The sequence below is a fragment of the Sinorhizobium sp. genome, assembly GCF_059070375.1.
In genome coordinates, this window is the sequence record NZ_JCACWC010000004.1 from 132,135 (window position 1) to 158,226 (window position 26,092).

General features: G+C 62.9%; 26 protein-coding genes. 18 read left to right on the top strand and 8 right to left on the bottom strand.

The window, feature by feature from the left end; translation table 11 throughout:
• Positions 1 to 98 precede the first annotated feature (98 nt).
• From acnA to AC5J09_RS26925, 6 genes are all read left to right on the top strand, one after another.
• A complete protein-coding gene (acnA, locus tag AC5J09_RS26900) occupies positions 99 to 2,789 on the top strand; it encodes an aconitate hydratase AcnA (RefSeq protein ID WP_100672705.1) in 2,691 nt (896 codons plus the stop codon).
• A gap of 239 nt (positions 2,790 to 3,028) precedes the next feature.
• Entirely contained in the window at positions 3,029 to 3,832 is an 804-nt protein-coding gene (locus AC5J09_RS26905; RefSeq protein ID WP_494298982.1) for a DUF1223 domain-containing protein, read from the top strand.
• A 326-nt stretch (positions 3,833 to 4,158) separates the two neighbouring features.
• Complete coding sequence (locus AC5J09_RS26910) at positions 4,159 to 4,569, top strand: DUF2794 domain-containing protein (protein WP_018097393.1); 411 nt, start codon at positions 4,159 to 4,161, stop codon at positions 4,567 to 4,569.
• Between the two features lie 206 nt (positions 4,570 to 4,775).
• A complete protein-coding gene (locus tag AC5J09_RS26915) occupies positions 4,776 to 5,090 on the top strand; it encodes an ArsR/SmtB family transcription factor (protein ID WP_100672707.1) in 315 nt (104 codons plus the stop codon).
• Positions 5,087 to 5,446: an SRPBCC family protein gene (locus tag AC5J09_RS26920; protein ID WP_100672708.1), complete on the top strand. Its 360-nt coding sequence runs from the start codon at positions 5,087 to 5,089 to the stop codon at positions 5,444 to 5,446. The genes AC5J09_RS26915 and AC5J09_RS26920 overlap by 4 nt, the downstream gene beginning before the upstream one ends.
• 44 nt (positions 5,447 to 5,490) lie before the next feature.
• The gene (locus tag AC5J09_RS26925; protein ID WP_494298983.1) at positions 5,491 to 6,108 is read left to right on the top strand and encodes an ATP-dependent Clp protease proteolytic subunit; all 618 of its coding nucleotides are present in this window, start codon (positions 5,491 to 5,493) and stop codon (positions 6,106 to 6,108) included.
• A 17-nt stretch (positions 6,109 to 6,125) separates the two neighbouring features.
• On the opposite strand, the gene AC5J09_RS26930 is transcribed toward AC5J09_RS26925, so the two are convergent.
• The 4 genes from AC5J09_RS26930 to AC5J09_RS26945 all read right to left on the bottom strand — a co-directional run bounded on the left by AC5J09_RS26930 (position 6,126) and on the right by AC5J09_RS26945 (position 11,101).
• Positions 6,126 to 6,683 (bottom strand): GNAT family N-acetyltransferase, encoded by a 558-nt coding sequence (locus AC5J09_RS26930; protein ID WP_494298984.1) that lies wholly within the window; start codon positions 6,681 to 6,683, stop codon positions 6,126 to 6,128.
• Positions 6,684 to 6,809: 126 nt separating this feature from the next.
• Positions 6,810 to 7,547 carry a Bax inhibitor-1/YccA family protein gene (locus AC5J09_RS26935; protein WP_100672711.1) on the bottom strand — a complete coding sequence of 246 codons (738 nt, stop codon included), beginning with the start codon at positions 7,545 to 7,547 and terminating at the stop codon, positions 6,810 to 6,812.
• A gap of 246 nt (positions 7,548 to 7,793) precedes the next feature.
• Entirely contained in the window at positions 7,794 to 10,385 is a 2,592-nt protein-coding gene (locus AC5J09_RS26940) for an ABC transporter permease (protein WP_494298985.1), read from the bottom strand.
• The gene (locus tag AC5J09_RS26945) at positions 10,382 to 11,101 is read right to left on the bottom strand and encodes an ABC transporter ATP-binding protein (protein ID WP_494298986.1); all 720 of its coding nucleotides are present in this window, start codon (positions 11,099 to 11,101) and stop codon (positions 10,382 to 10,384) included. The genes AC5J09_RS26940 and AC5J09_RS26945 overlap by 4 nt, the downstream gene beginning before the upstream one ends.
• 70 nt (positions 11,102 to 11,171) lie before the next feature.
• Here AC5J09_RS26945 and AC5J09_RS26950 point away from each other — a divergent pair, with 70 nt between their 5' ends.
• From AC5J09_RS26950 to AC5J09_RS26990, 9 genes are all read left to right on the top strand, one after another.
• Positions 11,172 to 11,813, top strand: a complete 642-nt coding sequence (locus tag AC5J09_RS26950) for an arylesterase (protein WP_018097385.1) — start codon at positions 11,172 to 11,174, stop codon at positions 11,811 to 11,813.
• A 114-nt stretch (positions 11,814 to 11,927) separates the two neighbouring features.
• Complete coding sequence (gene thpR, locus AC5J09_RS26955) at positions 11,928 to 12,515, top strand: RNA 2',3'-cyclic phosphodiesterase (protein WP_018097384.1); 588 nt, start codon at positions 11,928 to 11,930, stop codon at positions 12,513 to 12,515.
• Positions 12,516 to 12,642: 127 nt separating this feature from the next.
• Positions 12,643 to 12,960 (top strand): 4a-hydroxytetrahydrobiopterin dehydratase, encoded by a 318-nt coding sequence (locus tag AC5J09_RS26960; protein WP_003529694.1) that lies wholly within the window; start codon positions 12,643 to 12,645, stop codon positions 12,958 to 12,960.
• Positions 12,961 to 13,060: 100 nt separating this feature from the next.
• The gene (locus AC5J09_RS26965; RefSeq protein ID WP_324762500.1) at positions 13,061 to 13,438 is read left to right on the top strand and encodes a YkvA family protein; all 378 of its coding nucleotides are present in this window, start codon (positions 13,061 to 13,063) and stop codon (positions 13,436 to 13,438) included.
• A 328-nt stretch (positions 13,439 to 13,766) separates the two neighbouring features.
• Positions 13,767 to 14,270 carry an invasion associated locus B family protein gene (locus AC5J09_RS26970; RefSeq protein WP_100672716.1) on the top strand — a complete coding sequence of 168 codons (504 nt, stop codon included), beginning with the start codon at positions 13,767 to 13,769 and terminating at the stop codon, positions 14,268 to 14,270.
• A 257-nt stretch (positions 14,271 to 14,527) separates the two neighbouring features.
• Entirely contained in the window at positions 14,528 to 15,763 is a 1,236-nt protein-coding gene (rlmN, locus tag AC5J09_RS26975) for a dual-specificity RNA methyltransferase RlmN (RefSeq protein ID WP_494298987.1), read from the top strand.
• A gap of 204 nt (positions 15,764 to 15,967) precedes the next feature.
• A complete protein-coding gene (locus AC5J09_RS26980; RefSeq protein WP_018097379.1) occupies positions 15,968 to 16,921 on the top strand; it encodes an ABC transporter substrate-binding protein in 954 nt (317 codons plus the stop codon).
• A 202-nt stretch (positions 16,922 to 17,123) separates the two neighbouring features.
• Complete coding sequence (locus tag AC5J09_RS26985; protein WP_275597162.1) at positions 17,124 to 18,002, top strand: ABC transporter permease; 879 nt, start codon at positions 17,124 to 17,126, stop codon at positions 18,000 to 18,002.
• Positions 17,999 to 18,793 carry an ABC transporter ATP-binding protein gene (locus AC5J09_RS26990; RefSeq protein WP_100672718.1) on the top strand — a complete coding sequence of 265 codons (795 nt, stop codon included), beginning with the start codon at positions 17,999 to 18,001 and terminating at the stop codon, positions 18,791 to 18,793. The genes AC5J09_RS26985 and AC5J09_RS26990 overlap by 4 nt, the downstream gene beginning before the upstream one ends.
• A 235-nt stretch (positions 18,794 to 19,028) precedes the next feature.
• On the opposite strand, the gene AC5J09_RS26995 is transcribed toward AC5J09_RS26990, so the two are convergent.
• Positions 19,029 to 19,670, bottom strand: coding sequence for a LysE family translocator (locus tag AC5J09_RS26995; RefSeq protein WP_018097376.1), 642 nt, complete (start codon positions 19,668 to 19,670; stop codon positions 19,029 to 19,031).
• Between the two features lie 250 nt (positions 19,671 to 19,920).
• On the opposite strand from AC5J09_RS26995, the gene AC5J09_RS27000 reads away from it, so the two are divergent.
• On the top strand, positions 19,921 to 21,138 hold the full coding sequence (locus tag AC5J09_RS27000; RefSeq protein WP_494298988.1) for an argininosuccinate synthase: 1,218 nt from the start codon (positions 19,921 to 19,923) through the stop codon (positions 21,136 to 21,138).
• Between the two features lie 63 nt (positions 21,139 to 21,201).
• On the opposite strand, the gene AC5J09_RS27005 is transcribed toward AC5J09_RS27000, so the two are convergent.
• Together AC5J09_RS27005 and AC5J09_RS27010 are read right to left on the bottom strand one after the other, a co-directional pair.
• Entirely contained in the window at positions 21,202 to 22,440 is a 1,239-nt protein-coding gene (locus AC5J09_RS27005) for a multidrug effflux MFS transporter (protein WP_494298989.1), read from the bottom strand.
• On the bottom strand, positions 22,437 to 22,916 hold the full coding sequence (locus AC5J09_RS27010; RefSeq protein ID WP_494299137.1) for a MarR family winged helix-turn-helix transcriptional regulator: 480 nt from the start codon (positions 22,914 to 22,916) through the stop codon (positions 22,437 to 22,439). The genes AC5J09_RS27005 and AC5J09_RS27010 overlap by 4 nt, the downstream gene beginning before the upstream one ends.
• 331 nt (positions 22,917 to 23,247) lie before the next feature.
• Here AC5J09_RS27010 and leuC point away from each other — a divergent pair, with 331 nt between their 5' ends.
• Positions 23,248 to 24,657: a 3-isopropylmalate dehydratase large subunit gene (gene leuC, locus AC5J09_RS27015; protein ID WP_100672722.1), complete on the top strand. Its 1,410-nt coding sequence runs from the start codon at positions 23,248 to 23,250 to the stop codon at positions 24,655 to 24,657.
• 112 nt (positions 24,658 to 24,769) lie between these two features.
• A complete protein-coding gene (locus AC5J09_RS27020) occupies positions 24,770 to 25,321 on the top strand; it encodes a SixA phosphatase family protein (protein ID WP_494298990.1) in 552 nt (183 codons plus the stop codon).
• Positions 25,322 to 25,358: 37 nt separating this feature from the next.
• Here AC5J09_RS27020 and AC5J09_RS27025 read toward each other — a convergent pair whose 3' ends face one another.
• The gene (locus AC5J09_RS27025; RefSeq protein WP_494298991.1) at positions 25,359 to 25,907 is read right to left on the bottom strand and encodes a L,D-transpeptidase family protein; all 549 of its coding nucleotides are present in this window, start codon (positions 25,905 to 25,907) and stop codon (positions 25,359 to 25,361) included.
• Positions 25,908 to 26,092 lie beyond the last annotated feature (185 nt).

A 26,092-nucleotide genomic window follows, 5' to 3' on the forward strand; every position in this document is an offset into this window, starting at 1 on the left:
GCGGAAATGACCGTACCCGCATCCCACTTCGCGCCTCACAGGTGCTCGGGCGTTCGTACGTCAGTTTTTGGCGATCAGACGGAACGGGGTATCATCCAGTGTCCAAATCCCTAGACAGCTTCAATTGTCGCTCCACGCTCACGGTCAACGGCGTGGACTATGTCTATTACAGCCTGCCGAAGGCGGAGGCGAACGGCCTCGCCGGCATCTCGAAGCTTCCCTATTCGATGAAGGTTCTGCTGGAAAACCTGTTGCGCAATGAAGATGGACGCTCGGTCACCAAGAAGGACATCGAAAACATCGCCGCATGGCTCGGCGACAAGGGCACGGCCGAGAACGAGATCGCCTATCGCCCGGCGCGCGTGCTGATGCAGGACTTCACCGGCGTTCCGGCCGTCGTCGACCTCGCGGCAATGCGCGACGCAATGGTTTCGCTCGGCGGCGACCCGGAAAAGATCAATCCGCTCGTTCCCGTCGATCTCGTCATCGACCACTCGGTGATCGTCGACGAATTCGGCACGCCGACCGCCTTTGCCCGCAATGTCGAACTTGAATACCAGCGCAACGGCGAGCGCTACCGCTTCCTCAAATGGGGCCAGCAGGCCTTCAAGAACTTCCGCGTCGTGCCGCCCGGCACCGGCATCTGTCACCAGGTCAATCTCGAATATCTGGGCCAGGCCGTCTGGACCAGGGAAGAGGACGGCGAAGTCACCGCCTATCCGGATACCTGCGTCGGCACGGACAGCCACACGACGATGATCAATGGGCTGGGCGTGCTCGGCTGGGGCGTCGGCGGCATCGAAGCCGAAGCGGCGATGCTCGGCCAGCCGGTTTCCATGCTCCTGCCGGAAGTCATCGGCTTCAAGCTCACCGGCAGGCTCAAGGAAGGCGTGACCGCGACCGACCTCGTGCTTACCGTCGTGCAGATGCTGCGCAAGAAGGGGGTCGTCTCCAAGTTCGTCGAATTCTTCGGCTCCGGCCTCGACAACATGACGCTCGCCGATCGCGCGACGATCGGCAATATGGGCCCGGAATACGGCGCCACCTGCGGCTTCTTCCCGGTCGATGCCGAAACGATCAACTATCTCACCATCTCGGGTCGTGAAGAGAGCCGCATCGCGCTGGTCGAAGCCTATTCCAAAGCCCAAGGCATGTGGCGGGAAGGGGATGGTTCCGAGCTCGTCTTCACCGACACGCTGGAACTCGACCTCGGCGATGTCGTGCCGTCGATGGCCGGCCCCAAGCGCCCCGAGGGCCGCATCGCGCTCGAGAACATCGCCTCCGGCTTCGCGGCGGCGCTCGACAACGACTATAAGAAGCCCGGCCAGCTCGCCAACCGCTACGCGGTCGAGGGGACCGACTACGATCTTGGTCATGGCGACGTCGCGATCGCCGCGATCACCTCCTGCACCAACACCTCGAACCCCTCGGTGCTGATCGCCGCCGGCCTGCTTGCCCGCAAGGCGGTCGCCAAGGGCCTAAAGACGAAACCCTGGGTCAAGACGTCGCTGGCGCCCGGATCGCAGGTCGTCGCCGAGTACCTGTCGAAATCCGGCCTCCAGACAGATCTCGACAAGCTCGGCTTCAACCTGGTCGGCTTCGGCTGCACAACCTGCATCGGCAATTCCGGCCCGCTGCCGACGGAGATCTCCAAGACGATCAACGACAAGGGTCTGATCGCCGCCGGCGTGCTTTCCGGCAACCGCAACTTCGAAGGCCGCATCTCGCCGGACGTACAGGCGAACTATCTCGCCTCGCCGCCGCTCGTCGTCGCCTATGCGCTGGCGGGTTCCGTCCAGAAGGACCTGACGAAGGAGCCGATCGGCGAAGACCAGAACGGGCAGCCCATCTACCTGAGGGACATCTGGCCGACTTCGCAGGAGATCCAGGACTTCATCTTCAAATACGTCACCCGCGAGCTCTACGCGACCAAATATGCGGACGTGTTCAAGGGCGACGCCAACTGGCAGGCCGTCCAGGTTCCGGCCGGCCAGACCTATGCCTGGGACGAGGGGTCCACCTACGTCCAGAACCCGCCCTATTTCGTCGGCATGGGCAAGAAGGGCGCCGGCATTTCCGACATCAAGAACGCCCGTGTCCTCGGTCTCTTCGGCGACAAGATCACCACCGACCACATTTCCCCGGCCGGTTCGATCAAGGCGGCCTCGCCTGCCGGCGCCTATCTTCTCGAGCACGGCGTCGGGATTGCCGACTTCAACCAGTACGGCACGCGCCGCGGCAATCATGAGGTGATGATGCGCGGCACCTTCGCCAATATCCGCATCCGCAACCACATGCTCGGCCCGAACGGCAAGGAAGGCGGTTATACGATCCACTATCCCTCCAAGGAGGAGATGTCGATCTATGACGCGGCCATGCAGTACAAGGAGGAGGGCGTTCCGCTCGTCATCTTCGCCGGCGTCGAATACGGCAACGGCTCTTCGCGTGACTGGGCGGCCAAGGGCACCAACCTCCTCGGCGTCAAGGCCGTGATTGCGCAGTCCTTCGAACGCATCCATCGTTCGAACCTGGTCGGCATGGGCGTCGTACCCTTCGTCTTCGAGGAAGGCACGACCTGGGAATCGCTGGCTCTCAAGGGCGACGAAGTCGTGACGATCGAGAATCTCGCCAATGTCCAGCCGCGCGAGAAGCGCGTGGCGAAGATCACCTATGGCGACGGCTCGGTGAAGGAGGTCCCGCTCATTTGCCGCATCGATACGCTCGACGAGGTCACCTACGTCAACAATGGCGGCATCCTGCAGACGGTTCTGCGCGATCTCGCCGCCTGATCGGCGACGTATGAACAGAAAAGCCGGGGCGTCCACATCGACGCCCCGGCTTTTTATTGTCCGGTCCACAGGGTTTTGCACGGCTTTGTGGCAGTCACTCCAACGTGACTTTTCGTTGAAGAATACCCGTCGTATGTAGGGGTCTCCCCGCGCGGCAAACGCGTTGAAGCGACGCACTTCCGGATGGAAACGTTCCACATTTTCCCGGAAGTGCTCTAACGAGCACGAACAAAGACGCCATGATATCCGCCTGCACACCAACAATCCGACGTCTCGCCCTGGCGATCGGGCTGTTTGGTGCGTTCTGCGGAGCTTCCGCAGCGGATGACGGCAGGGCGGCCGAGAGCGGGCCGGTCAAGGACGGGGCGCTCAAGGGCGTCGTCGAACTCTTCACCAGCCAGGGCTGCTCCTCCTGTCCCCCGGCGGACGCGGCGCTCAAGAAGCTCGTCGATGAAGGCGAGGTCGTCGCGCTCGCCTATCATGTCGACTATTGGAACTATCTCGGATGGGCGGACACGCTCGCTTCCAAGGAAAATACCGAGCGGCAATATGCCTATGCGCGGATGCTCGGCCGCTACGGCGTCTATACGCCGCAGGCGATCCTGAACGGGCGCGACCACGCCAACGGCGCGGACCTGCCGGCCATCAGGAACCGGCTTGCCTTGATGGAAGAGAAGGGCAAGGGCCTGTCGGTGCCGATCGCCGCCTCGATCGGCGGCGATGAAATCTCGATCAAGGTCGGTGCCGGCAAAGGCAGGGCGAATGTCGTCGTCGTCTATTTCGACCGGGCAAGGGTGGTCAAGGTCGAGAAGGGCGAGAACAGCGGCAAGGAGATCGCGTATTGGCATGCCGTGCGCGACATCCAGACCATCGGCATGTGGGAGGGCAAGCCCGCGGAGTTCACGCTGCCCGCCTCGGTCCTGTTCGAAGGCCAGGGCAATAGCGGTTGCGCGGTGCTGCTGCAATCGATGAAGGACAAGGAAACGCCGGGAGCCATCATCGGCGCCGCAACGGTTCTCGCAGGGCCGCAGGGAAAGCTCTGATGACAGGAAATGTTCCGCATCGCTTGCGACGGAACAGGGGATGGTTCGGCCCGGCAGCATCGAGGGGCTGGGGCTGAGGGTTCGAAGTTACCGGACCGAACCAGCCATGTCTGCGTTCGAGAACCTCCCGCAGCATGACGGCTGGCCGGACATACGGTGGCAACGACTCTGTCCGGCAGCGGTCGGAGTGTTGCGGCGAATTGGGGCGGCGTTTTGACTGAATTGCGGCAGCCCCAAGAATTGCTGACATTGATCAACAGCTTCCGGCTTGCTTTTCCGATCGTGTGAGGCACACTGTCGTGGTCCTGTCACATTAGAAGGCCGAAATGCCGATGACTGATGAAACGGATTTGCCGCGAGGCGAAGCACGTCACTACGGCCAGACCACCTCCGATGTGGTCGTCGATCTTCACGAATACAAGCAAGCCAAGAACCCCCCGCCCGTCACCTTCCATCGCCGCGAACTCGACCTGATCCTCAAGGTCTACGGCCGTATGGTGGGCGAAGGGGAGTGGCGCGACTATGCGATCGACCACCTGAGGGACCGGGCCGTTTTTTCGGTGTTCAAGCGCGCCGGAGAAGTGCCTCTCTACCGCATCGAGAAAAACCCGAAGCTCGCCGCGAAACAGGGCGCCTTCAGCGTGCTCAACGCTCACGGGACGATATTGAAGCGGGGCCACGAGCTCGCCCAGGTGCTCAAGGCCTTCGACAAGGTGCTGAAGCTCGTCAAAACCTGACGACATATCACTCGGAGCTTCCCCTCATCCGCCTGCCGGCACCTTCTCCGCGCAGACGGGGCGAAGGGACAAGCGGCAGCGCTTCGCCTCGGTCCCCTCTCCCCGCATGCGGGTTTATCCCTGAATCGGTTGGCGGCGCCAAACCGCTTGCATCGAAGCGTGCCATCCGTGTTGCGAATCAGATAAGTGTATGCTTATCTGACGTCATGACTGAGAACGACATATTCAAAGCGCTCGCCGACCCGACACGCCGTGCAATCTTCGAGAAGCTGGCGAGCGGAAGCATGAACGCCAGTGCCTTGCGCGACGGAATGGACATCAGCCAGCCGGCTATGTCCCAACATCTCCACGTGTTGCGTAATGCAAAGCTGGTGCGGGAGGAGCGGCAGGGGCGCTTCGTGAACTACGAGGTCGACCCGGAGGGGCTGGCGCTCGTTGCCGGATGGCTGGCGAAATATCGCGCCTACTGGCCGGCGCGGATCGATGCGTTGAAGGTCTTGCTGAGGGATATGGATCAATGAACGATGTGGAGCTGAACGAGCAGGCAAGGAATCTGGTGCTCGAATACGAACTCGATGAATCGCCTGAAAAGGTGTGGCGGGCAATCAGCATGCCTGAGTTCCGTGAGCGATGGCTGCCCAGGCGCGAACTGACTGGGGCCGAGCCTGTCTCCACGGCGCCGGGCAAGGAAATCCGCTACAGAATGCGCGACGACGAACCTCCCTTTCTCGAAAGCCTCGTGGCGTTTCAGGTCAGGCCCAGCAATGACGGCGGCACGATTCTGAGAATTATCCATGGGCTGGAGGATGAGCGGCTGGCTCCGCGAACTCCGCCGGCGGCGAACAGCAACCGGCTTTGGCTGATGCGCGCCGCCTGACGTCTCACTCTACCAAAACAAACTCATCAGACAGGAGTTCGCCTATGCGCGAAGTGATGCAACTCGTCCCTATGGTCGTCGAGCAATCCAGCCGTGGCGAGCGCTCATTCGACATCTATTCCCGCCTGCTGCGGGAGCGAATAATCTTTCTGAACGGCGAGGTGAACGATGCAGTGTCTGCTCTCGTTTGCGCACAGTTGTTGTTCCTGGAAGCCGAAAGCCCCAGAAAACCGATCCAACTCTATATAAACTCGCCCGGCGGTGTCGTTACCAGCGGCTTCGCGATGTACGACACGATGCGTTACATCCGGGCGCCTGTGCATACGCTTTGCATGGGGACGGCCCGTTCGATGGGTTCGTTCCTGCTGATGGCAGGCGAAGCGGGCGAGCGCACCGCCCTGCCCAATGCAAGCATTCTCGTCCATCAACCTTCGGGCGGCTTTCAGGGACAGGCCTCCGATATGCTCATCCATGCCGAGGAAATCAGGCGAACCAAACACCGCATGACGCGGCTTTATGCCGAGCATTGCGGGCGAACATATGAAGAATTCGAACGCGCGATGGATCGCGACCGCTTTATGACGGCGGAAGAAGCTCTGGAGTGGGGTCTGATCGACCGCATCCTCACCGAGCGGGAGTTCGGTGCCGAATTTGACGCTTGAAGCTCACCTGCGCAGGCTCAGCTCCTATAAAGCGTATCCGGATAGACGCCCTCGGCGGGCTTCGTTGCGGTTCCTTCTCCGAGCGGCCGCTGCATCAAGGCCGTATCCAGCCATCGGCCATGCTTGAAGCCGGTTGCCTTCATCAGCCCCTGCAGTTCAAAGCCGAGCGCCCGGTGCAGGGCGATCGATGAGGGGTGCGCCCCGCCGATTACCGCTATCATCTGGCGGAAGCCGAGAGCCGTACAGCGCCCGACCAGTTCGGAAAGCAGCGCCTTGCCGATGCCCTTGCCCCGTGCTTGCGGCGAAAGATAGATCGAATCCTCCACCAGGAACCGATAGGCGGTGCGGTTGCGGAAGGCGGAGGCATAGGCATAGCCGATAACCGCGCCACGCTCGTCCAGCGCGACCACATAGGGGTAGCCGTTGCCGGTGATCGTGGAGAAGCGGAGCGCCATCTCGGCTTCGGATGGCGGCGTCTCCTCATAGGTCGCGACCCCGTTCAAGACGGACTCGCGATAGATCTCGGTAATCGAGCGGAGGTCGGCGGCAACGGCGTCGCGGAGCGTGGCGGTCATGGAATTCTTCGCGCATTATGGCTGGAGATGTACTGTCTCGCATGGATGCGCCGGATCGATCAAGACCGGTTCCGGGCAAACAAAAAAGGCGGCCGAGGCCGCCTTTTTCGTCAAACCGGTTCGCTACTACTCGTTCCTGTTGCCAAGGAACTGCAGCATGAACATGAACAGGTTGATGAAGTCGAGGTAGAGCGTCAGCGCACCCATGATGGCCTTGCGGCCGGCGACCAAGGCGTCATCGCCTTCGAAGTACATTTCCTTGAGCTTCTGCGTGTCGTAGGCGGTCAGGCCGGCGAAGATGAGCACGCCGATCACTGAGATCGCGAAGCCGAGTGCCGAAGAGGCAAGGAAGATGTTGACGACGGATGCGATGATCACGCCGAAGAGGCCCATGATCAGGAACGATCCGAGGCCCGAAAGGTCTTTCTTCGTCGTATAGCCGTAAAGCGACAGGGCGCCGAACGAAGCAGCCGTCACGAAGAACGTCTGCACGATGCTCTGGCCGGTGAAGACCAGGAAGATCGACGACAGGGACAGGCCCATCAGCGCCGCATAGACCCAGAACGTCGTCTGCGCCGCGGAAACGCTCATGGAATTGATGCGGAAGCTCAGGAAGAACACCAGCGCAAGGGGCGCCAGCATCACGACCCACTTCAGGGGGGAAGCGTAGATAAGCTGGGCGAATGCCGGATTAGAGGCGGCAAGCGCATAGGTTCCGTAAGCTGCCACGCCGGTGATCGCCAGGCCGAGGGCCATCAGGTTGTAGACCTTCAGCATATAAGCGCGAAGGCCTTCGTCGATCACGGCACCCGCCTGAGCGCCGGCGGGCGACATTCGGGTTTGGTAGTTTCTCAGATCAGCCATTGTTTCCTCATTTAAGCCCCGGTTGAAGTTACGGTGTCGGGCGGCGAACCTTGTCGTTCCTTTGCGCGCCCAGGCGCCGCTGCGGGGCTCCAGCATGCCTGTGGACAAATATGATGGTGAACGCCGTCATGCACAAGGGCGAAGCGCTTGGAATCGAACAAAGTCGGCCCGCCGGACCATCAAACTGGAGTGATTTACGGTTAACTCGGCCGTCATGGCCGAAATCGCGCGACAGGCATGGCAGGATCAGAGTTCCCGCAGCACCGGAGCGGCCTTTTGCCCGAGGACGCGCCAGGTTCCGGCGAGGCCGATCCCGACCGTCACGACCAGCGCAAGAACGATGGTCGCGACCGCAACGTCCGGCAGGAAGCTCGAGGGCAGGGTCATGATGCGGCTGACGACGAACCAGGCCGAAACGCCGCCGGCGAAAAGCGCGAAGACGGCAGTCGCCAGGCCGAGAATGACGTATTCGTAGCTGAAGGCGCGGATCAGGGTCGCCCGCGTCGCGCCGAGCGTCTTCAGGACCACGGCATCGTGGATGCGGGCACGGTTGCCGGCGGCAAGTGCGCCGGCGAGCACGAGGATAGACGCGACAAGCGCGACCGCCGCGGCCGCGCGCACCGCAGTTGCAAGCTGCCCGAGCAGCGTATTGACGATGTCGAGCGCGTCCTTCACGCGCACGCTGGTGATCGTCGGGTAGGCATTCGTCACCCTCTTCAACACCGCCGCCTCCTCCTCGGCCGAGGCGTCGGGATCGATGATGGTCGCGAGCCAGGCATGCGGGGCGCCGGCGAAGGTGTTCGGCGAGAAGACCATGACGAAATTGATCGACAGCGACTCCCACTCGACCTCGCGGAAATTGGCGATCCGGGCCGTGATGTTGCGGCCGAGCACGTTGACGGTCACCGTATCGCCGAGCTTCAGCCCGAGCTCGCGGGCCTCCTCCGCCGAGAAGGAGACGAGCGGCTCGCCGCCATAGTCCTCGGGCCACCAGCTGCCTTCGGTGAGTTTGGAATTTTCCGGCCTGTTCTTGGCGTAGGTGATGCCGCGATCTCCGCGCAGCACCCATTGGCCGCCGGGGGGAACGTTGCGGCTGTTCACATCCTCGCCGTTGAGCGCGACGATGCGCCCGCGCAGCATCGGCACTTCGATGATCTTGCCCTCCGGCATCGCTCCCGCGAGCACGGAGCGGAAGCCTTCGATCTCGCTGCCCTGGATGTCGACGAAGAAGAAGTTGGGCGCGCGCTCGGCCATGTCGCCGGTGAGCTCGCGCCGCAGATTGCCGTCGATGAGCGCCAGCGTCACCAGAAGAGTGAGGCCGAGGCCGAGTGACAGCACCACCGACGGGGTCAAGGCACCGGGCCGGTGAATGTTGCCGATCGCCAGTCTCAACGCCGGCGAATTGACGCGCGGGCTGCGCCGCGCCAGCCAGGATATGAGGAGCGAAACCCCGCGCAGCACGATGAAGGCAAAGGCGATCGCGCCAAGGAAGATCAGCGAAATGGAACGGTCATAGGCGGCCCAGACCGCGAGCCCGGCAAGTCCTGCCAGGCAGATGAAGGCTCCGGCGAGATAGGGCAGGGCAGGCAAGCCCGCCGGCTCGAAACCCTGCTGCCGGAAAAGCGCAGTCGCCGGCACACGGCGCGCCCGCCCGAGCGGCAGGATGGCGAAGGTCAGCGCCGTCAGAAGGCCGAAAAGCGCCGCAAGACCCAGGGCCGAGGGATAGAGCACGAATGCGGTGGATACGGGCAGCAGGCCGGCAAGGAACTGCGCTGCCACGAAGGGGATGAGGGCGCCGAGCACGAGGCCGATCGCGATGCCGATGAGGGCGATCATCAGGATCTGCGCAAGGTAGATCATCGCGACCAGCGACGCCGGAGCGCCGAGACATTTGAAAGTCGCGATGACGCTGCGCTTGCCGTCGAGATAGGAGCGCACGGCGTTGGCAACCCCGACGCCTCCGACGATCAGCGCCGTGAGCCCGACGAGCGTCAGGAATTGCGAGAAACGCGTGATGTTTGCATTGAGGGAGGGTGCGGCATTGCCGCTCGTCCGTATCGACCAACCGGCGGAGGGAAAGCGCGTCTCGGCCTGCACGCGAATGAGCGGCACGTCTGCGGGATCCGGCAGACGGACCTTGTAGGTGTGTTCGACAAGGCTGCCGGTCTGCACGAGCCCGGAAGCGGCAAGCGCATCGGAGGAAATCATCAGCCGCGGCGCGAAACCGAAGCCGTCGGAAAGAGCGTCGGGTTCGCTGGCGAGTACCGCGCCGACCCGGATACGCGCATTGCCGATGAGAATTTCCGCGCCCGGCGAGATGCCGAGGCGCTCGAGAAGCAGCGGTGCGGCGACTGCGCCGAACACCTCGCCGTCCTTTGCCAGCAATTCAGGGAGCGGCTTTGCCGGCTCGCTTTCGAGCTTGCCGTAAAGCGGGTAGGCGCCGTCCACGGCCTTGAGCTCCACCAGCGCCTGGTTGGAGCCGTCCGGGAGCCGCGCCATGGAACGCAGACCCGCGGATACCGAAACCTCGCCGAGACCCTGGAGGAAGGCACGCTCGTCCGCGGTCGCCACCCGATTGTTGAGCTCGAACCGGATGTCGCCGGCGAGCAGTTCCTGCCCTTGCGAGGCGATCGTTTCGCTGATCGACTGGGACAGCGAGTTGACCCCGGCGATCGCGGCCGTACCGAGAGCGATGCAGGCGAGGAAAATATAGAAGCCCCTCAGGCCCCCGCGCATTTCCCGGAGTGCCAGACGAAGAGCGAACAGCGGGCGAAGCGCGAGCAGAGGGCGCAGGGAAATCGTCGGGAGCAGCCGCCGGACGGCAACCGTCCCGCTCATGCGGACACGGCTCCCTGCCGGGCCGAGGCGGAGAGCCGTTCAGCGTCGGGGACGATTTCACCGGAGCGGACGCGTATCTGTCTTTCGCAGCGTCCGGCGAGCGCCGCATCATGCGTGACGAGAACGAGCGTCATGCCACGCTCGCGCTGTTCGGCAAAGAGGAGGTCGGCGATCTGCCGGCCGGTCTCCGCGTCGAGGTTGCCCGTCGGCTCGTCGGCGATCAGCAGCTTCGGAGAGGGCGCGAGCGCCCGGGCGATCGCCACGCGCTGCTGTTCGCCGCCGGAAAGCTGCCCGGGGTAGTGCGTCAGGCGTTCGCCGAGCCCCACGGCGATCAGTTCCTTACGCGCTATGTCGAATGCATTGCGGACATTCGCGAGCTCGAGCGGCACCGCGACGTTCTCGAGCGCGGTCATGTTCGGGATGAGATGAAAGGACTGGAAAACGATGCCGACATTGCGGCCGCGGAAATCGGCGACTGCATCCTCGCCAAGGCGGTGGAGCGCCGTGCCGTCAATGATGATTTCGCCGCCGTCGAGCCGCTCCAGCCCGGCCATGACCATGAGCAGAGTCGATTTGCCCGAGCCCGAGGGGCCGACGATGCCCACCAATTCGCCGGCATCGATCGCGAGGCTTACGCCCTTCAGCACATGCACGGACGCCGCGGCTTCGCCCAGCGTCAGATCCGCATTTTTCAACTCGATGATGGTTTTTGCCACGCGAAAGAGCCCTATATGAAAATTTGATACGGATCATCAAACAATTGTCCGCCGATTTAGGAACGAGCCTATGGCATTAAAAGACTTTCTGCCCATTTTATTCGGCCTGACAATGACAATCGTGTTATCGGCGGCGGCTCGCGCCGAGCCCGTCAGCCTCGTCGGCTTCGGCGACAGCCTGATGGCCGGCTACCAACTTCCCCCGGAAGATGCCTTCCCCGCCCGCCTCGAAAAGGCCCTTAAGGACAAGGGGCTCGCCGTCACGATCGCCAATGCCGGCGTATCCGGCGACACCACCTCCAGCGGTCTTGCCCGCATCGACTGGTCGATCCCCGACGGAACAGACGGCGTAATCCTCGAGCTCGGCGCCAACGACGCGCTGCGCGGCATCCCGCCGGAAGAGACGCGCAAGAATCTGGAGGCGATGGTCGCACGCCTCAAGGAGCGCGGCATCGCCGTCCTGCTCGCGGGAATGATGGCGCCGCCGAACATGGGGCCGGATTATGCGGCGCGCTTCAATCCGATCTATCCCGACCTCGCAAAGGAACACAATCTCGTCTTCTACCCTTTCTTCCTCGACGGCGTCGTGACCGAGGTCGGCCTTAAGCTCGACGACGGCATGCATCCGAACGGCGGGGGTGTCGGCGTCATGGTAGAGCGCTTCCTGCCGACGGCGGAGCTTTTCGTCCGCTCACTTGCGAAAGGAGAATGACAGCGCATCCACAGTTAAGGGAAAGTAAACGTTCCGACGGGACAAATAATGGTTGCGTGCAGATGCGATGCGTGATTCGCTTCAAGCATCTGCAAGAGATTCGGGGAGCTCGCCATGCCGAGACTATTCACCGCCCTCGAAATTCCGCGCAATGCAGCAATGAGTCTTTCCTTGCTGCGCGGAGGTCTTCCCGGAGCTCGCTGGATCGATGTGGAGAATTACCACATCACGCTCCGCTTCATCGGCGACGTCGACTGGCGAACCGCCGACGAGATCATCGACAGGCTTGACCGCATCGAACGGCCCGAGTTTCAGCTGCAGCTGTCGGGCACCGGCGCCTTCGGCTCCAAGAAACCGCACTCCGTCTGGGCCGGCGTCAGCATGGCTTCCGAAATGTTCGCCCTTCAGGCCGAGATCGAGCGCATCTGCCAGCGCATAGGGCTGCCCTCGGATCCGCGAAAGTTCACCCCGCATGTAACGCTGGCGCGCCTGCGCTCATCGCGCGTCGAGGATGTCGTCGAATATCTCTCCGGGCGCGGCAATTTCGTCACCGCTCCCTTTACCGTCTCCCGCTTCGTGCTCCTGTCGTCACGCGATTCGGTCGGCGGCGGTCCGTATCTCACGGAAGAGGTCTTCCCGCTTCACGAAGAGCGCTCGAACCTCGCGAGCAATGAGGAGCATCCTGCTTCGAGCGTCTGGTAAAGCGCCCGAAGGCCTCCGCCGGCTCCCGGATAGGGACCGGAACGTCCTCGTCGAGCGGCGGGCTTGCGCGTGAACATTGTCGCGGGCAAGCTCGTTGTTAAGGACGGGATGCACAAGGAGGAAGAGCATGCGGCCGGAAAAATTGGACGCGGCGGCCATCGCCGAGCATTTGCACAAGATGGAGGGCTGGGTCCTTGCGGAGGACGGCGGCTCTATATGGAAGACCTTCCGGTTCAAGACCTTCGCCGAGGCCTTCACCTTCATGACGCAATGCGCCTTTGCCGCCGAAAAGCTCAATCATCATCCGGAATGGTTCAACGTCTACAACAAGGTGGACGTGACGCTGTCGACTCACGATGCGGATGGACTGACCGAACTCGATTTCAAATTGGCGGCAAAGATGGACCAGGCAGCCGAGGGCCGCATGCCCGACCATATGAAATAAGAGGCGCACGCCCGGCCATTTGAAATAGCGGCCACCGTTCCCATATCAGGCTGCGGCACTACAATGCCGCGCAGTACCCTGAACGACCGGAATCGACGCGATGGACGATATCAAGATCGGTGAAATTCTCCTCCCCGGCGAGGAATCCGAGCAGGAGCGCAAGGAACACAAGGTGCGCCGCCGGTTCTGGCCGACCTTCCGGCGCGCGGCCCGGCAGATTCCCTTCAGCCGCGACCTCGTCGCCGCCTATTATTGCGCAGTCGATCCGGCGACGCCGACGCGCACGCGCGGCATTCTGCTCGCGGCGCTCGGCTATTTCGTCCTGCCGCTCGATTTCGTGCCTGACATGCTGGCCATGATCGGCTTCTCCGACGACATCGCCGTCTTGACGGCGGCCTTTGCCGCAATCAGCGGCCAGATCAAGGAACGGCATTACCAAAAGGCCGATGAAGTGCTGCGAGACAGCGCCGGGCAGTGAGGTATTCCCGCTACTGCGGCGTTTACGCGTCCGATCCCCGGCGCCAGAGGCGCCTTGCCGCAATCCCGCCCGGAAAGTCAAACTCTTGCCCGATTCTTTGTGACATAGAGGGAGGCAAGGGGCGGCTCTCCAGTATCGACGTCGACCGGATCGGCAATCCGTGTGCGAATGGACCTCGAGGCGCATTCGGGCGCAAAAAGGGGCGTTTTCCCGAGTCGTTGACGGTTTGGTAACCCGGATTAAGTCAAAATAAACTTAAATCGTGACTATGCGTTGCCCATCCCACGCGGTATCGGGCGACCGTAAGCAAGACAAGCGGCAGGAACTCATGTTTGTAAGAAAGATCGCAACTGCACTCGCACTCGTAATGGCTGCATCCGGCGTGGCTTCCGCTCAATCTCCGACGCGAATCCAGCAGTTCAACGCCTGGGGTGCATATTCCTACCAGGCCGGCAACGGCAAGGTCTGCTATGTGCTGTCCGTGCCGAAGGAAAAGACCCCGGCCGGCGTCGATCACGGCGATATCTTCTTCCTCGTTTCGCAGCGTCCGGGACAGAACATCAGCTATGAGCCGCAGGCGATGATGGGATACCCGCTGCAGGACAATTCCAAGGTCAACGTGGTGGTCGACGGCCGCACCTTCGTCATGTTCACCAAGGGCAATTCCGCCTGGGTGGAAAACGCCGCCGAGGAACCGGCACTGGTCGCTGCGATGAAATCGGGCAAGGCCATGTCGGTCAACGCGAAATCGCGGCGCGGCACGGAAACCTCCTACTCCTATTCGCTCTCCGGCATTTCGGCCGCCCTGAAGCAGATCGAGGCCTGCAAGTAAGAGCCAAGCGCGCGTGACGATTGCAAGGGTCGGCCATCAGGCCGGCCTTTTTGCGTTGGGTGTTCAGGCGGATCAGGGCAGAATAACTTCCAATGGTGACTCGCCGCCAAAAGAATGCTAAAGCGCCCCCAAATTCTGAGCCCCCGCACCCCCGTCGAGCGCGTGGCCGAGGCTCGCCAGATTTCAATTCGAGCATCGGAACAGGATCCGGAAACGTCTCCGGACGAGCCGTCGCTTTACGACAGGACCAGATGAGCATGGCAGCCACCGAGATTCTAAACAGGGCGGACATCGTCAAGGCGCCCCAGGTGCGGCTTGCGCCACAGCCGGAAAAGCCGTCGCTGATCGGCCTGTTGCGCGAAGACATCGCGAAGCTGCTCGTCGAAAAGGGCGTGCCGGAGCGGCAGGTGAAGATGCGCGTCAGCCAGCTCTGGCACTGGCTTTATGTTCGCGGCGTTTCGGATTTCGACGAAATGTCCAACGTCTCCAAGGACATGCGCGAAATGCTGAGGGAGCATTTCACCATCGCACGGCCGGAGATCGTCGAAGAGCAGGTTTCGGGCGACGGAACGCGCAAGTGGCTGCTGCGCTTTCCCCCACGCGGCGCCGGCCGTCCGGTAGAGATCGAGACGGTCTACATTCCGGAGGAGGGCCGCGGCACGCTTTGCATTTCGAGCCAGGTCGGCTGCACGCTCACCTGTTCCTTCTGCCATACCGGCACGCAGAAGCTGGTGCGCAATCTGACGGCGGAAGAGATCCTCGCGCAGCTTCTGCTCGCCCGCGACCGGCTCGGCGATTTCCCCGAGCGCGACACGCCGCAGGGTGCGATCGTGCCGGCGGAAGGCCGCAAGATCACCAATATCGTGATGATGGGGATGGGCGAGCCGCTCTACAATTTCGAAAACGTCAAGACGGCGCTGCTGATCGCGTCCGACGGCGACGGGCTGTCGCTGTCGAAGCGGCGCATCACTCTTTCGACCTCAGGCATCGTGCCGGAGATCTACCGCACCGGTGAGGAAGTCGGGGTAATGCTCGCGATTTCGCTTCATGCCGTGCGCGACGATCTGCGCGACATGCTGGTGCCGATCAACAAGAAATATCCGCTGAAGGAGCTGATGGAGGCCTGCCGCGCCTATCCGGGCCTGTCGAATGCCCGCCGCATCACCTTCGAATATGTGATGCTGAAGGACGTCAACGACAGCCTGGAAGACGCCAAGGAACTGGTGAAGCTGCTGAAGGGCATTCCGGCCAAGATCAACCTGATCCCCTTCAATCCCTGGCCGGGCACCAATTATCAGTGCTCGGACTGGGAGCAGATCGAGAAGTTCGCCGACTTCATCAATCAGGCCGGCTACGCCTCGCCGATCCGCACCCCGCGCGGCCGCGACATTCTTGCCGCCTGCGGACAGCTCAAGTCGGAATCGGAACGCATGCGCAAGGTCGACCGCCTCGCCTTCGAGGCGATGATGATCGCCAATCACGGCGAGGACTGAGGCGGCTCATCGCCCTTCCACCAGTTTCGGGCGTGCCGCACGATCACCGCGATCGATGAAGAAGTTTGATGGATGAAGCTGTTTGCGCCGATTGATTTCGGGCCCTTGCTTTCCTAAGAAAGCGGCGGAATTATTCTGAAGCGATGCGGGAGGGACGGTAGCCGACCTTCCCGGAAATCGCCAACCATAAACCGGAGGACACCCATGCGTTCGCTTCTTATCGCGCTTGCCGCCACGGTCGCGCTTTCTCTACCGGCACGCGCCGACGAAGTCACGGTTGCCGTCACGGCAATCGTCGAACATCCCGCGCTCGATGCCGCACGCGACGGCGTCAAGGATGCGCTGGCCGCCGCCGGCTACAAGGAAGGCGAGAACCTCAAGTTCATTTACGAGTCGGCGCAGGGTAACCCGGCGACCGCAGCACAGATCGCCCGCCAGTTCGCGGGCGAGGCCCCGAGCGTAATCGTGCCGATCTCCACCCCGTCGGCCCAGGCCGTGGTCTCCTCCACCCGCGATATTCCCGTTGTCTTCACCGCCGTTTCCGATCCGCTGGGCGCGCAGCTCGTCAAGGACATGGAGAAGCCCGGCGGCAACGTCACCGGTCTTTCCGACCTGTCCCCGGTCGCCGAGCACGTGGCGCTGATCAAGGAGATCCTGCCGAACGTCAAGACCATCGGCTATCTCTACAATTCGGGCGAAGCGAACTCCGTCTCGCTGCTGGCGGTCCTCAAGGAAGAGGCTGAAAAGGCCGGCCTGACGGTGATCGAATCCGCCGCGACGAAATCGGCCGAAGTCCAGGGTGCGGCTCGTGCGCTCGTCGGCCGCGCCGACGCGATCTATGTCCCGACGGACAACACCATCATCTCCGCCCTCGAAGGTGCCGTCGCCGTCGCAGAGGAAAGCAAGCTGCCGCTCTTCACCGCCGACACCGATTCCGTCTCCCGCGGCGCACTGGCGGCCCTCGGCTTCAATTACTATGACGTCGGCAAGCAGACGGGCGAGGTCGTCGTTCGCGTCCTCAAGGGTGAAAACCCCGGCGATATCGCCGTCAAGGTCGCCGCCGGAACCGATCTCGTGATCAACAAGGGCGCCGCCACCCGTATGGGTGTCACGCTGCCGGAGAGCGTCGTCGGACGGGCGACCCGGACGATCGAGTAACGATCCCCCTCTCCGGACGATCCCCCTCTCCGGGCGATCCCCTTTCCGGGCGATCATTGTCTTTTTGCCGCCCCCGTTCCATACGGGGGCGGTTCGCTTATCGAGCGGGATACGGAAATGGTGCGCATCCCGCTTCAACTTCAGAATACGTGCTCCGCAGCGCCCTACGCCTGCGGAGCATCCGAGAAGAGGACTACCGGCGTTGAGTCAAATCGCTTTCTGGGGAGCCGTGGAGCTGGGGCTTGTCTATGCCTTCGTCGCCGTCGGCGTCTTTCTCGCCTTCCGGGTGCTCGACTTTCCGGATCTGACCGTTGACGGCTCCTTTCCGCTTGGCGCCGCAGTCACCGCGGTCCTGATCATCGCCGGCGTCAATCCGTGGCTTGCCGCAGCGGTGGCGATGGTCGCCGGTGCTGCCGCAGGGATGGTAACGGCGCTCCTGAACGTGCGGTTCAAGATCCTGAACCTGCTCGCCTCGATCCTGACGATGATTGCGCTCTTCTCGGTCAATCTCCGCATCATGGGCAAGCCCAACGTCGCATTGATCAATGCCGACACGATGCTTTCGCCCTTCTACGGCCTCGGTCTGCGGGACTTCTATGTGCGCCCGCTTTTCGTCGGCATTCTCGTCGCCTTTGCCGTCGTTCTCGTCTGGCGCTTTCTTGAAAGCGATGCGGGCCTTGGGATGCGGGCGACCGGCGCCAATTCCCGCATGGCACGGGCGCAAGGGGTCGACACCAGCCGGCAGATCTATCTCGGCATGGCGATCTCCAACGCACTCGTCGCCCTGGGCGGTGCGCTGTTTGCCCAGACCAACGGCTTTGCCGACGTGACCTCGGGTGTCGGGACGATCGTCGTGGGGCTTGCCGCCGTGATCATCGGCGAGACGCTGCTCGGCGCGCGCGGCATTCTGATCGCGCTCATCGGCTGCGTGCTCGGGTCGATCCTCTACCGCATCGCCATCCAGGTAGCGCTTTCGACCGATACGCTCGGCCTGCAGGCTTCCGATCTCAATTTCGTGACCGCGCTGCTGGTGACGATAGCGCTCATCCTGCCCCGCCTGCGCCGCGGAGGTGCCGCATGATCAACGTCGAAAACATCCAGGTCGTCTTCGGCAAGGGCACGCCGCTCCAGAAGCAGGCGCTGAACGGCGTCAGCCTCACCATCGAGGAAGGCTCCTTCGTCACGGTCATCGGCTCCAACGGTGCCGGCAAGTCGACGCTTCTCGGGGTTCTCGCAGGCGACGTGCTGCCGAGCGGCGGCCGCGTCACGATCGGTACGACCGACGTGACGCGCAAGGGCACGGCGGCCCGCGCAGGGCTCGTCGCGCGTGTCTTCCAGGATCCGCTCGCCGGCAGTTGCGGCGCTCTCTCGATCGAGGAAAACCTGGCGCTGGCCGCCAGGCGCGGCGAAAGCCGCGGCCTGACGCCGGCGCTCGGCTCGCGGCGGCGCGAGCATTTCCGCGAGCGTATCGCCGAACTCAATCTCGGTCTCGAAAACCGCATGCGCGACCGCATGGACCTGCTTTCAGGCGGCCAGCGCCAGGCGGTCTCGCTGGTGATGGCGACGCTTGCGGGCTCCGAGGTGCTGCTGCTCGACGAGCACACGGCGGCACTCGACCCGGGAATGGCCGAGTTCATCATGAACCTCACCCAGAAGATCGTCTCGGACCGCAAGCTGACGACGCTGATGGTCACGCATTCGATGCGCCAGGCGCTCGATTTCGGCCACCGCACCGTCATGCTCCACGGCGGCGAGATCGTGCTCGATGTTGCGGGCGACAGCCGCAAGACGCTTCAGGTCGAGGATCTCATCGCCATGTTCCGCCGCATTCGCGGGCAGACGTTGGACGACGATGCGCTGCTGATCGGGTGACGAAGTTTGGAGGGGTGTGGCCCCTCATCTGCCTGCCGGCATCTTCTCCCCGTAGGACGGGGAGAAGAGCGCACGCCGCGATCTCGGCGCTCGATCCGCGACCTTGAATATCGGCTCGACATTTGGGTAGCGAGGTATGCGGATCTTGCCGCTTGTCTCTTCTCCCCGTCAGGACGGGGAGAAGATGCCGGCAGGCAGATGAGGGGCAAATAACCGCAAGCGCCCGGAGGTAATCTCAGCGCGCCTGCGTCAGGAAAATCTTCACGGCAAAAATCGAGAAGACGCCGGCGAAGCTGTAGTCGATCGCCCGCATGACGCGCCTGTTGCGTTGCAGCCAGGCGGCAAGCCAATCGGCGGCGAGCACGACCATCGCATTGACCGGCATGCCGATGACGATGAAGAAAAAGCCGAGGAACAGGAGCTTGCCCGTGACGGCGGGATCTCCGGCGCTGACGAACTGCGGCAGGAAGGTCATGAAGAATATCACGACTTTCGGGTTCAGAATGTTCACCGAAAAGCCGGTCGCGACGTTCGAAAGCGCAGTTCCCTTCGCCTCCGTCACCTTCGTCACCGACAGGCTGGACCCGTAGCGGATCGCCTGGATCGCAAGCCAGAGGAGATAGGCTGCACCGCCGGTCTTCAGAACCAGGAAGGCGGTCGGAGATGCCGTGATCAGTGCCGAAATGCCGAAGGCGACGAGCAGCGTATGGACGACGATGCCGAGCCCGGTGCCGAGCACGACGAAAAGCGCGGCCTTCTTCCCCTGCGCCAGCGCCCGGCTGATCGAAAGCGTCATGTCCGGACCCGGTGTCGCGGCGAGGAGGAGACTTGCTGCGGCGAAAGCGATGAGTGTCGGCAGGTTAGGAACGAAATCCATGACGCATTCCTCGAACGACGATCCTTGCTGATACCTCCGGCCTGAGGCTTTTGCCAGTGGATTCACGCGATCTGGCGACCGCCTTGCATTTTCTTCCCGCCTGTCCTCCGCGCTCAAACGCGGCACAGTTTTGGGCGACATGCAGTAGTTCCGCTTGTATCCCCTCAAGTTCTGGCTAAAGTGCCGCAGATTTTCGATGCGGCAGCGCCGCGCCCGAGAGCCTGACAAAACGAGCAGACGGACAAAAACCATGGCATCGCATAAAGACGTCAAGAAGGTCGTTCTCGCCTATTCCGGCGGTCTCGACACCTCGATCATCCTCAAATGGCTGCAGACTGAACTGGGCGCCGAAGTGGTGACCTTCACCGCCGACCTCGGCCAGGGCGAAGAACTGGAGCCGGCTCGCAAGAAGGCCGAGATGCTCGGCATCAAGGAGATCTATATCGAGGACGTCCGCGAGGAATTCGTGAGGGACTTCGTGTTCCCGATGTTCCGCGCCAATGCCGTCTATGAAGGCGTCTACCTGCTCGGCACCTCGATCGCCCGTCCGCTGATCTCCAAACACCTCATCGATATAGCCAGGAAGACCGGCGCCGATGCGATCGCCCATGGCGCGACCGGCAAGGGCAACGACCAGGTCCGCTTCGAGCTTTCTGCTTACGCGCTCAATCCGGACATCAAGATCATCGCCCCCTGGCGAGACTGGTCGTTCAAGAGCCGCACCGATCTGCTCGAATTCGCCGAAAAGCACCAGATCCCGGTCGCCAAGGACAAGAAGGGCGAGGCGCCTTTCTCCGTCGACGCCAACCTCCTGCACTCCTCCTCGGAAGGAAAAGTGCTGGAGGACCCGGCCCAGGAAGCTCCCGAATATGTGCATATGCGCACCATTTCGCCGGAAGCGGCACCCGACAAGGCGACCATCATCAAGGTCGGCTTCGAACGTGGCGATGCCGTGTCGATCGACGGCGTGCGCATGTCGCCGGCAACGCTTCTTGCCAAGCTCAACGAATACGGCCGCGACAACGGCATCGGCCGCCTCGACCTCGTGGAGAACCGTTTCGTCGGCATGAAGTCGCGCGGCGTCTACGAGACTCCCGGCGGCACGATCCTGCTTGCGGCCCATCGTGCGATCGAGAGCATCACGCTCGACCGCGGCGCGGCGCATCTGAAAGACGAACTGATGCCGCGCTATGCCGAGCTCATCTATTACGGCTTCTGGTTCTCTCCGGAACGCGAAATGCTGCAGGCGGCGATCGACAAGAGCCAGGAGCATGTGGAAGGCGAAGTGACGCTGAAGCTCTACAAGGGCAATATCATGGTCATCGGCCGCGAGAGCGGCAAGTCGCTCTATTCCGACAAGCTCGTCACCTTCGAGGACGATCAGGGCGCCTACGACCAGAAGGATGCCGCCGGCTTCATCAAGCTCAACGCGCTGCGCCTGCGCACGCTGGCAGCGCGCAACCGCTAAGCTCTGAAGGATTGCAGGTTGGGAGCCGCGGTGGATCGCTCCGCCGCGGTTTTTTATCTTTGCTCACTCCGCCGCTTCGCTCAGCGGCGTCTCCGCAGCCGCCGGTGCGACCAGCGGCCTTAGGCAAACGGACCTGCGGTACCAGAAATAGCTTGCAAGCGAGAGAAGGCCGAAGCTCGGAATGATCGTTCCGAGTGCTGTGGCCGGCACCCCGACGAGAGCGGCAAGCGCGCCGCCGAGGAGTCCGGCGCTCATCTGGATGAAGCCCATCATCGCCGAAGCCGTGCCGGCGATATGCGGGAAGGGGGCCATCGCCGCGGTCATCATATAGGGCATGACGAAGGCGATGCCGAAGGCATAGATCCCGATCGGCGTCATCACCGAGAGGAAAGTCGGTTCCAGCGCATGCATGGTGAAGGCGAGGGCGAGGCTCGCCGCGCCGATGAAGAAGAGACCGGCCGGCACGAGCGCCTGCGGCGTGAAGCGACGCATCATGAGACGCATCGTGACCGTGCCCGAAAAGAACAGTCCCGATTGCATGAGCATGCCGATGCCGAACTCGGTCGGGGTGAGCCCGACCTGGCTGATCAGCACGAAGGGCAGCATGGTCGCCCATGCATAGAGCGCGCCGACCGCGCCGGCGATCACCAATGTCGAGGACACGAAGCGAGCGTCCCTCATAAGCTCGCCATAGGCTGCGAGAATGGGCCGGAAATGCCCCTTGGTGCGATCCGGCGTCGTCGTCTCCGCCATGAAGAGCTGAACGATGAAGCACGCCATCAGCGCGAAGCCGACCATCAGCAGGAAGATCGACTGCCAGCCGAACAGGCCAAGCGCGATACCGCCGAGGGTCGGTGAGACCGCCGGCCCGAGCGCCAGCATCATGCCGATCATGTTCATGATGCGCGCCGCCGTTGTGCCGGTGAACTGGTCGCGAACGATGGCGCGCGCCACGGTCATTCCGACGGAGGCGCCGATTCCCTGCACGAGGCGCCCCGCGAGCAGCACCGGGACGGAAGGCGCGAAGGCCGCCATCAGGCTGCCGGCGAGATAGATCGCCATGAAGATCAGCGTTGTTCGCCGCCGGCCGATGACGTCGGAAAGCGTGCCCGAGGCGAGCTGGGCAAGGGCGAAGCCGCCGAAATAGAGAGACAGCGTCATCTTGATCGCCGCTTCGGTGGAGGCGAAGGCACGCACGAGCTCCGGCATTGCCGGCGTGTAGAGCGCCATCGAGATGGGGCCGAGCGCCACCAGGAAGGCGCCGATGATGCTCGTGCGCCGCTCGCTCATCCTGAGCGTCATTCGGCCGCCCCCTTCTCCTTGCCGGCGACACACGGGTCGAGGCGGCGGAGACTGTCCCGCAGGATCCTCAGGTTTGCGCGCAGGACCTCCCGTCCGTCGTCGCCCAGGTCCTCGGTATAAGCATTCATCATTTCACGCAGGCCCGACATCAGCTCGGTGATGAGCGGGTCGGCCTTATCGGTCACGACGACGTTCTTGGCGCGCCGGTCCGCCGGATCCGGGATGCGCGCGACGAGGCCCATCGCTTCCAGGCGGTCGAGATAGGCGGAGAGGGTCATGGGCTCGATCCCCATTCGGGTCGCGATCTCCGCCTGCTTGATGCCCTCGGTGACGGCCACCTGGACCAATGTGCGCGCCTCGCCGGGCGTGATCCCGAGGTCCATCGCATTGACCTTGCGATCGAAGGCACCGCGCAACAGGCGGGAGACATCGGTGAGGAGCATCCCGATCGTATCGGACTCGAGTTTCCTGGGCATTTGATCGATCGCGTTGAATAATAAGTTTTGCTTATCATATCCGTTCCGCCCATTCAACGCGAGCACGCTCGTCATCGGGTTTCACTCCCCGCCTCGCCGATTGCCGAACTGTCAAAAAATTGATATGAGCACGGTCATGGAATGCAAATTCGGATGTCGCGAGCAGAAGATCGTCGTGCTGCAGGATCACAAGCGCCTGCCGGCACGCTTTTTTGCGCGCGTTTCAGGGGCGCTCACCAGCCGCCTATCCTGATCGCACGATCAGCGTTACCGGCCGCATTGGCGCCGGCCCCCATTCCAAATTCTTGAAAATACGATGGATACATACCCCATGAGCGCACCGCGTACTCTCTACGACAAGATCTGGGACGATCACCTGGTGGACAGCCAGGCCGACGGAACCTGTCTCCTCTACATCGATCGTCACCTCGTTCACGAGGTGACGAGCCCGCAGGCCTTCGAAGGACTGCGCATGGCCGGACGCAAGGTTCGCGCCCCGGAAAAGACGCTCGCCGTCGTCGACCATAACGTGCCGACCTCGCCGGACCGCCATCTCGGCATCAAGAACGAGGAAAGCCGCATCCAGGTCGAGGCGCTTGCCAGGAACGCCGCGGATTTCGGCGTCGAATATTATTCGGAGAACGACAAGCGCCAGGGGATCGTTCACATCGTCGGTCCGGAGCAGGGCTTCACGCTGCCGGGCATGACGATCGTCTGCGGCGACAGCCACACTTCGACGCACGGCGCTTTCGGCGCGCTGGCGCACGGCATCGGCACGTCCGAGGTCGAGCATGTCCTGGCGACGCAGACGCTGATCCAGAAAAAGGCGAAGAACATGCTGGTGCGCGTCGACGGCCAATTGCCGCCGGGCGTCACCGCAAAGGACATCATCCTTGCGATCATCGGCGAGATCGGCACGGCAGGCGGCACCGGCCACGTCATCGAGTTTGCCGGTGAGGCGATCCGGTCGCTGTCGATGGAAGGCCGCATGACCGTCTGCAACATGACGATCGAAGGCGGAGCGCGCGCCGGGCTGATCGCACCGGACGAAACCACCTTCGAGTACATCAAGGACAAGCCGCGCGCCCCCAAGGGCGAGGCCTGGGACAGGGCGGTCGAATACTGGAAGACGCTGCACACGGACGAAGGCGCCCATTACGACCGCGTCGTCGTGCTCGATGCCGCCAATCTGCCGCCGATCGTTTCCTGGGGCTCCTCGCCGGAAGACGTCGTCTCCGTCCAGGGCGTCGTTCCCGACCCGGACGACATCCAGGACGAGACGAAGCGGACCTCCAAGTGGCGTGCGCTCGACTATATGGGCCTGAAGCCCGGCACGAAGATCACCGACATCGCCATCGACCGGGTGTTCATCGGCTCCTGCACCAATGGCCGCATCGAGGACCTGCGCGCCGTCGCACAGGTGGTCGAAGGCCGCAAGGTCGCCCCGACCGTTTCGGCGATGATCGTTCCGGGCTCCGGCCTCGTCAAGGAACAGGCGGAAGCGGAAGGCCTGGACAAGATCTTCAAGGAAGCGGGCTTCGACTGGCGCGAGCCCGGCTGCTCCATGTGCCTGGCGATGAACGACGACCGCCTGAAGCCCGGCGAACGTTGTGCCTCCACATCGAACCGCAACTTCGAAGGCCGCCAGGGCTTCAAGGGGCGCACGCATCTGCTTTCTCCGGCAATGGCAGCCGCGGCGGCGGTCGCCGGTCATTTTGTCGACATTCGCGAATGGAAATAGCCGGTTTTGAGCTTTTCCGGCGTTTGAGCCGCCCTTCGGGGCGGCTTTTTTTATGCGCATGATGATGCGACAATGCGCTGCCGCCCCCGGTTTTCTGCCCTGAGGAGCTTTCATGCCCGATGACGCCCGGCCCTCGACACGCCGACTCATGCTGCTACGCCATGCGAAGTCCGCCTGGCCGGACGGCGTTGCCGACCATCGCCGGCCGCTTTCTGAGCGTGGACGCAAAGCGGCGCCCGTCGTCGGCGCCTTCATCGCCCGGCAAGGGCTTGCTCCGGACCTGGCGCTCGTTTCGACCGCGCGGCGCGCCCAGGAGACCTGGGAGCTCGTCGCCGGGGCGTTGCCGCACAAGATCCCCGAGCGCGATGCGGTCGGCATCTACGAGGTCTCCGCATCGGCCATTCTCGACGCCGTCCGCAGGGTCGAGCCGACGGTGGAGAAACTGCTCCTCGTCGGCCACAATCCGGGAATGGCCGATCTTGCGCTTCTGCTTGCCGGGCGCGGCGATGAAGCGACTCTGGAGCGGCTGAGGGAGAAGTTTCCGACAGCCGGACTTGCCGTCATGGATTTCGACGTCGAGCGCTGGTCGGACATAGCGCCCGGCACCGGCCGCCTGGTTCGCTTCGTGACGCCGCGCATGCTTGAGGAGGAACGGTCGGGCTGATGCGGAGTGCCCGTTCGGCTTTGCTGCGCGACCGAAGCTACACCACCTTCACGATCATCCCGCGGTGCATTTGCCGGAGCAGTCGCCGCATGGCCGAAAGGCTGACGGCCACGCAGCCCTCGGTCGGCTCGTAGCCCGGACGGATGAGGTGGAAGAAGATCGCCGAGCCGGCATTGCGCCTTCGGGAGGAAATGTTCCAATCCATGACGAGGCAGATGTCGTAGAGCCCGTCGTCGCGCATCATGCGTTCATGCCCGGCACGAAACGGCGCCCTGACGGGGCGATTGTAGCACGGGTGTTGCGGGGCATCGCACCAAAGCATGTCGCCCCGGACGGCCCGCATCGGCAGGCGCGTCGAGGGAAACGGGACGCGATCGCGCCTGACATAGCCGCCGATGAGCCGCATGACCGCGCGGGGCGTCGCCCCGTCGCCTTCGCGCTTGATGGCAGTGACGCCGCTGCGCCCGATCGCAGCCCGCTCGACCCGTCCGTCGAAAAGCACGAGGGCGCGCTTGCGGTCGCGCGGAGCGGTTCTGACGACGATGGTCCCTTTTCTCGATCCTGTTGTCGACGCCTTCTTGCGCATCGGTCTCACAAATTCTTGCTTTGCCGTGATCGCGCCGCGACCTTAAGCCGGTTTTCCTATATGACGATGCCTGCGGCGCCGTGCGTCTCATCAGACGCGCAGACGCCGCTGCGGCCACTTTCAGTTGCGGCCTGTTTCTATCCTAAATAGGTTAGGATTTACGGAAACATGCGGCAGCGACTGCC

Bases quoted from the DNA above. Each gene is read 5' to 3' on its own strand.
- AC5J09_RS27010 (WP_494299137.1), bottom strand. From the start codon at position 22,916: ATGCCCAGGAAACTCGAGTCCGATACGATCGGGATGCTCCTCACCGAT.
- AC5J09_RS27005 (WP_494298989.1), bottom strand. From the start codon at position 22,440: ATGACGCTCAGGATGAGCGAGCGGCGCACGAGCATCATCGGCGCCTTC.
- AC5J09_RS26965 (WP_324762500.1), top strand. From the start codon at position 13,061: ATGGACGATATCAAGATCGGTGAAATTCTCCTCCCCGGCGAGGAATCC.
- AC5J09_RS26930 (WP_494298984.1), bottom strand. From the start codon at position 6,683: ATGACCGCCACGCTCCGCGACGCCGTTGCCGCCGACCTCCGCTCGATT.
- leuC (WP_100672722.1), top strand. From the start codon at position 23,248: ATGAGCGCACCGCGTACTCTCTACGACAAGATCTGGGACGATCACCTG.
- AC5J09_RS26915 (WP_100672707.1), top strand. From the start codon at position 4,776: ATGACTGAGAACGACATATTCAAAGCGCTCGCCGACCCGACACGCCGT.
- AC5J09_RS27025 (WP_494298991.1), bottom strand. From the start codon at position 25,907: ATGCGCAAGAAGGCGTCGACAACAGGATCGAGAAAAGGGACCATCGTC.
- AC5J09_RS27020 (WP_494298990.1), top strand. From the start codon at position 24,770: ATGCCCGATGACGCCCGGCCCTCGACACGCCGACTCATGCTGCTACGC.
- AC5J09_RS26960 (WP_003529694.1), top strand. From the start codon at position 12,643: ATGCGGCCGGAAAAATTGGACGCGGCGGCCATCGCCGAGCATTTGCAC.
- AC5J09_RS26920 (WP_100672708.1), top strand. From the start codon at position 5,087: ATGAACGATGTGGAGCTGAACGAGCAGGCAAGGAATCTGGTGCTCGAA.
- AC5J09_RS27000 (WP_494298988.1), top strand. From the start codon at position 19,921: ATGGCATCGCATAAAGACGTCAAGAAGGTCGTTCTCGCCTATTCCGGC.
- AC5J09_RS26910 (WP_018097393.1), top strand. From the start codon at position 4,159: ATGCCGATGACTGATGAAACGGATTTGCCGCGAGGCGAAGCACGTCAC.
- AC5J09_RS26980 (WP_018097379.1), top strand. From the start codon at position 15,968: ATGCGTTCGCTTCTTATCGCGCTTGCCGCCACGGTCGCGCTTTCTCTA.
- AC5J09_RS26905 (WP_494298982.1), top strand. From the start codon at position 3,029: ATGATATCCGCCTGCACACCAACAATCCGACGTCTCGCCCTGGCGATC.
- AC5J09_RS26950 (WP_018097385.1), top strand. From the start codon at position 11,172: ATGGCATTAAAAGACTTTCTGCCCATTTTATTCGGCCTGACAATGACA.
- rlmN (WP_494298987.1), top strand. From the start codon at position 14,528: ATGGCAGCCACCGAGATTCTAAACAGGGCGGACATCGTCAAGGCGCCC.
- AC5J09_RS26925 (WP_494298983.1), top strand. From the start codon at position 5,491: ATGCGCGAAGTGATGCAACTCGTCCCTATGGTCGTCGAGCAATCCAGC.
- AC5J09_RS26940 (WP_494298985.1), bottom strand. From the start codon at position 10,385: ATGAGCGGGACGGTTGCCGTCCGGCGGCTGCTCCCGACGATTTCCCTG.
- AC5J09_RS26970 (WP_100672716.1), top strand. From the start codon at position 13,767: ATGTTTGTAAGAAAGATCGCAACTGCACTCGCACTCGTAATGGCTGCA.
- AC5J09_RS26995 (WP_018097376.1), bottom strand. From the start codon at position 19,670: ATGGATTTCGTTCCTAACCTGCCGACACTCATCGCTTTCGCCGCAGCA.
- AC5J09_RS26935 (WP_100672711.1), bottom strand. From the start codon at position 7,547: ATGGCTGATCTGAGAAACTACCAAACCCGAATGTCGCCCGCCGGCGCT.
- thpR (WP_018097384.1), top strand. From the start codon at position 11,928: ATGCCGAGACTATTCACCGCCCTCGAAATTCCGCGCAATGCAGCAATG.
- AC5J09_RS26990 (WP_100672718.1), top strand. From the start codon at position 17,999: ATGATCAACGTCGAAAACATCCAGGTCGTCTTCGGCAAGGGCACGCCG.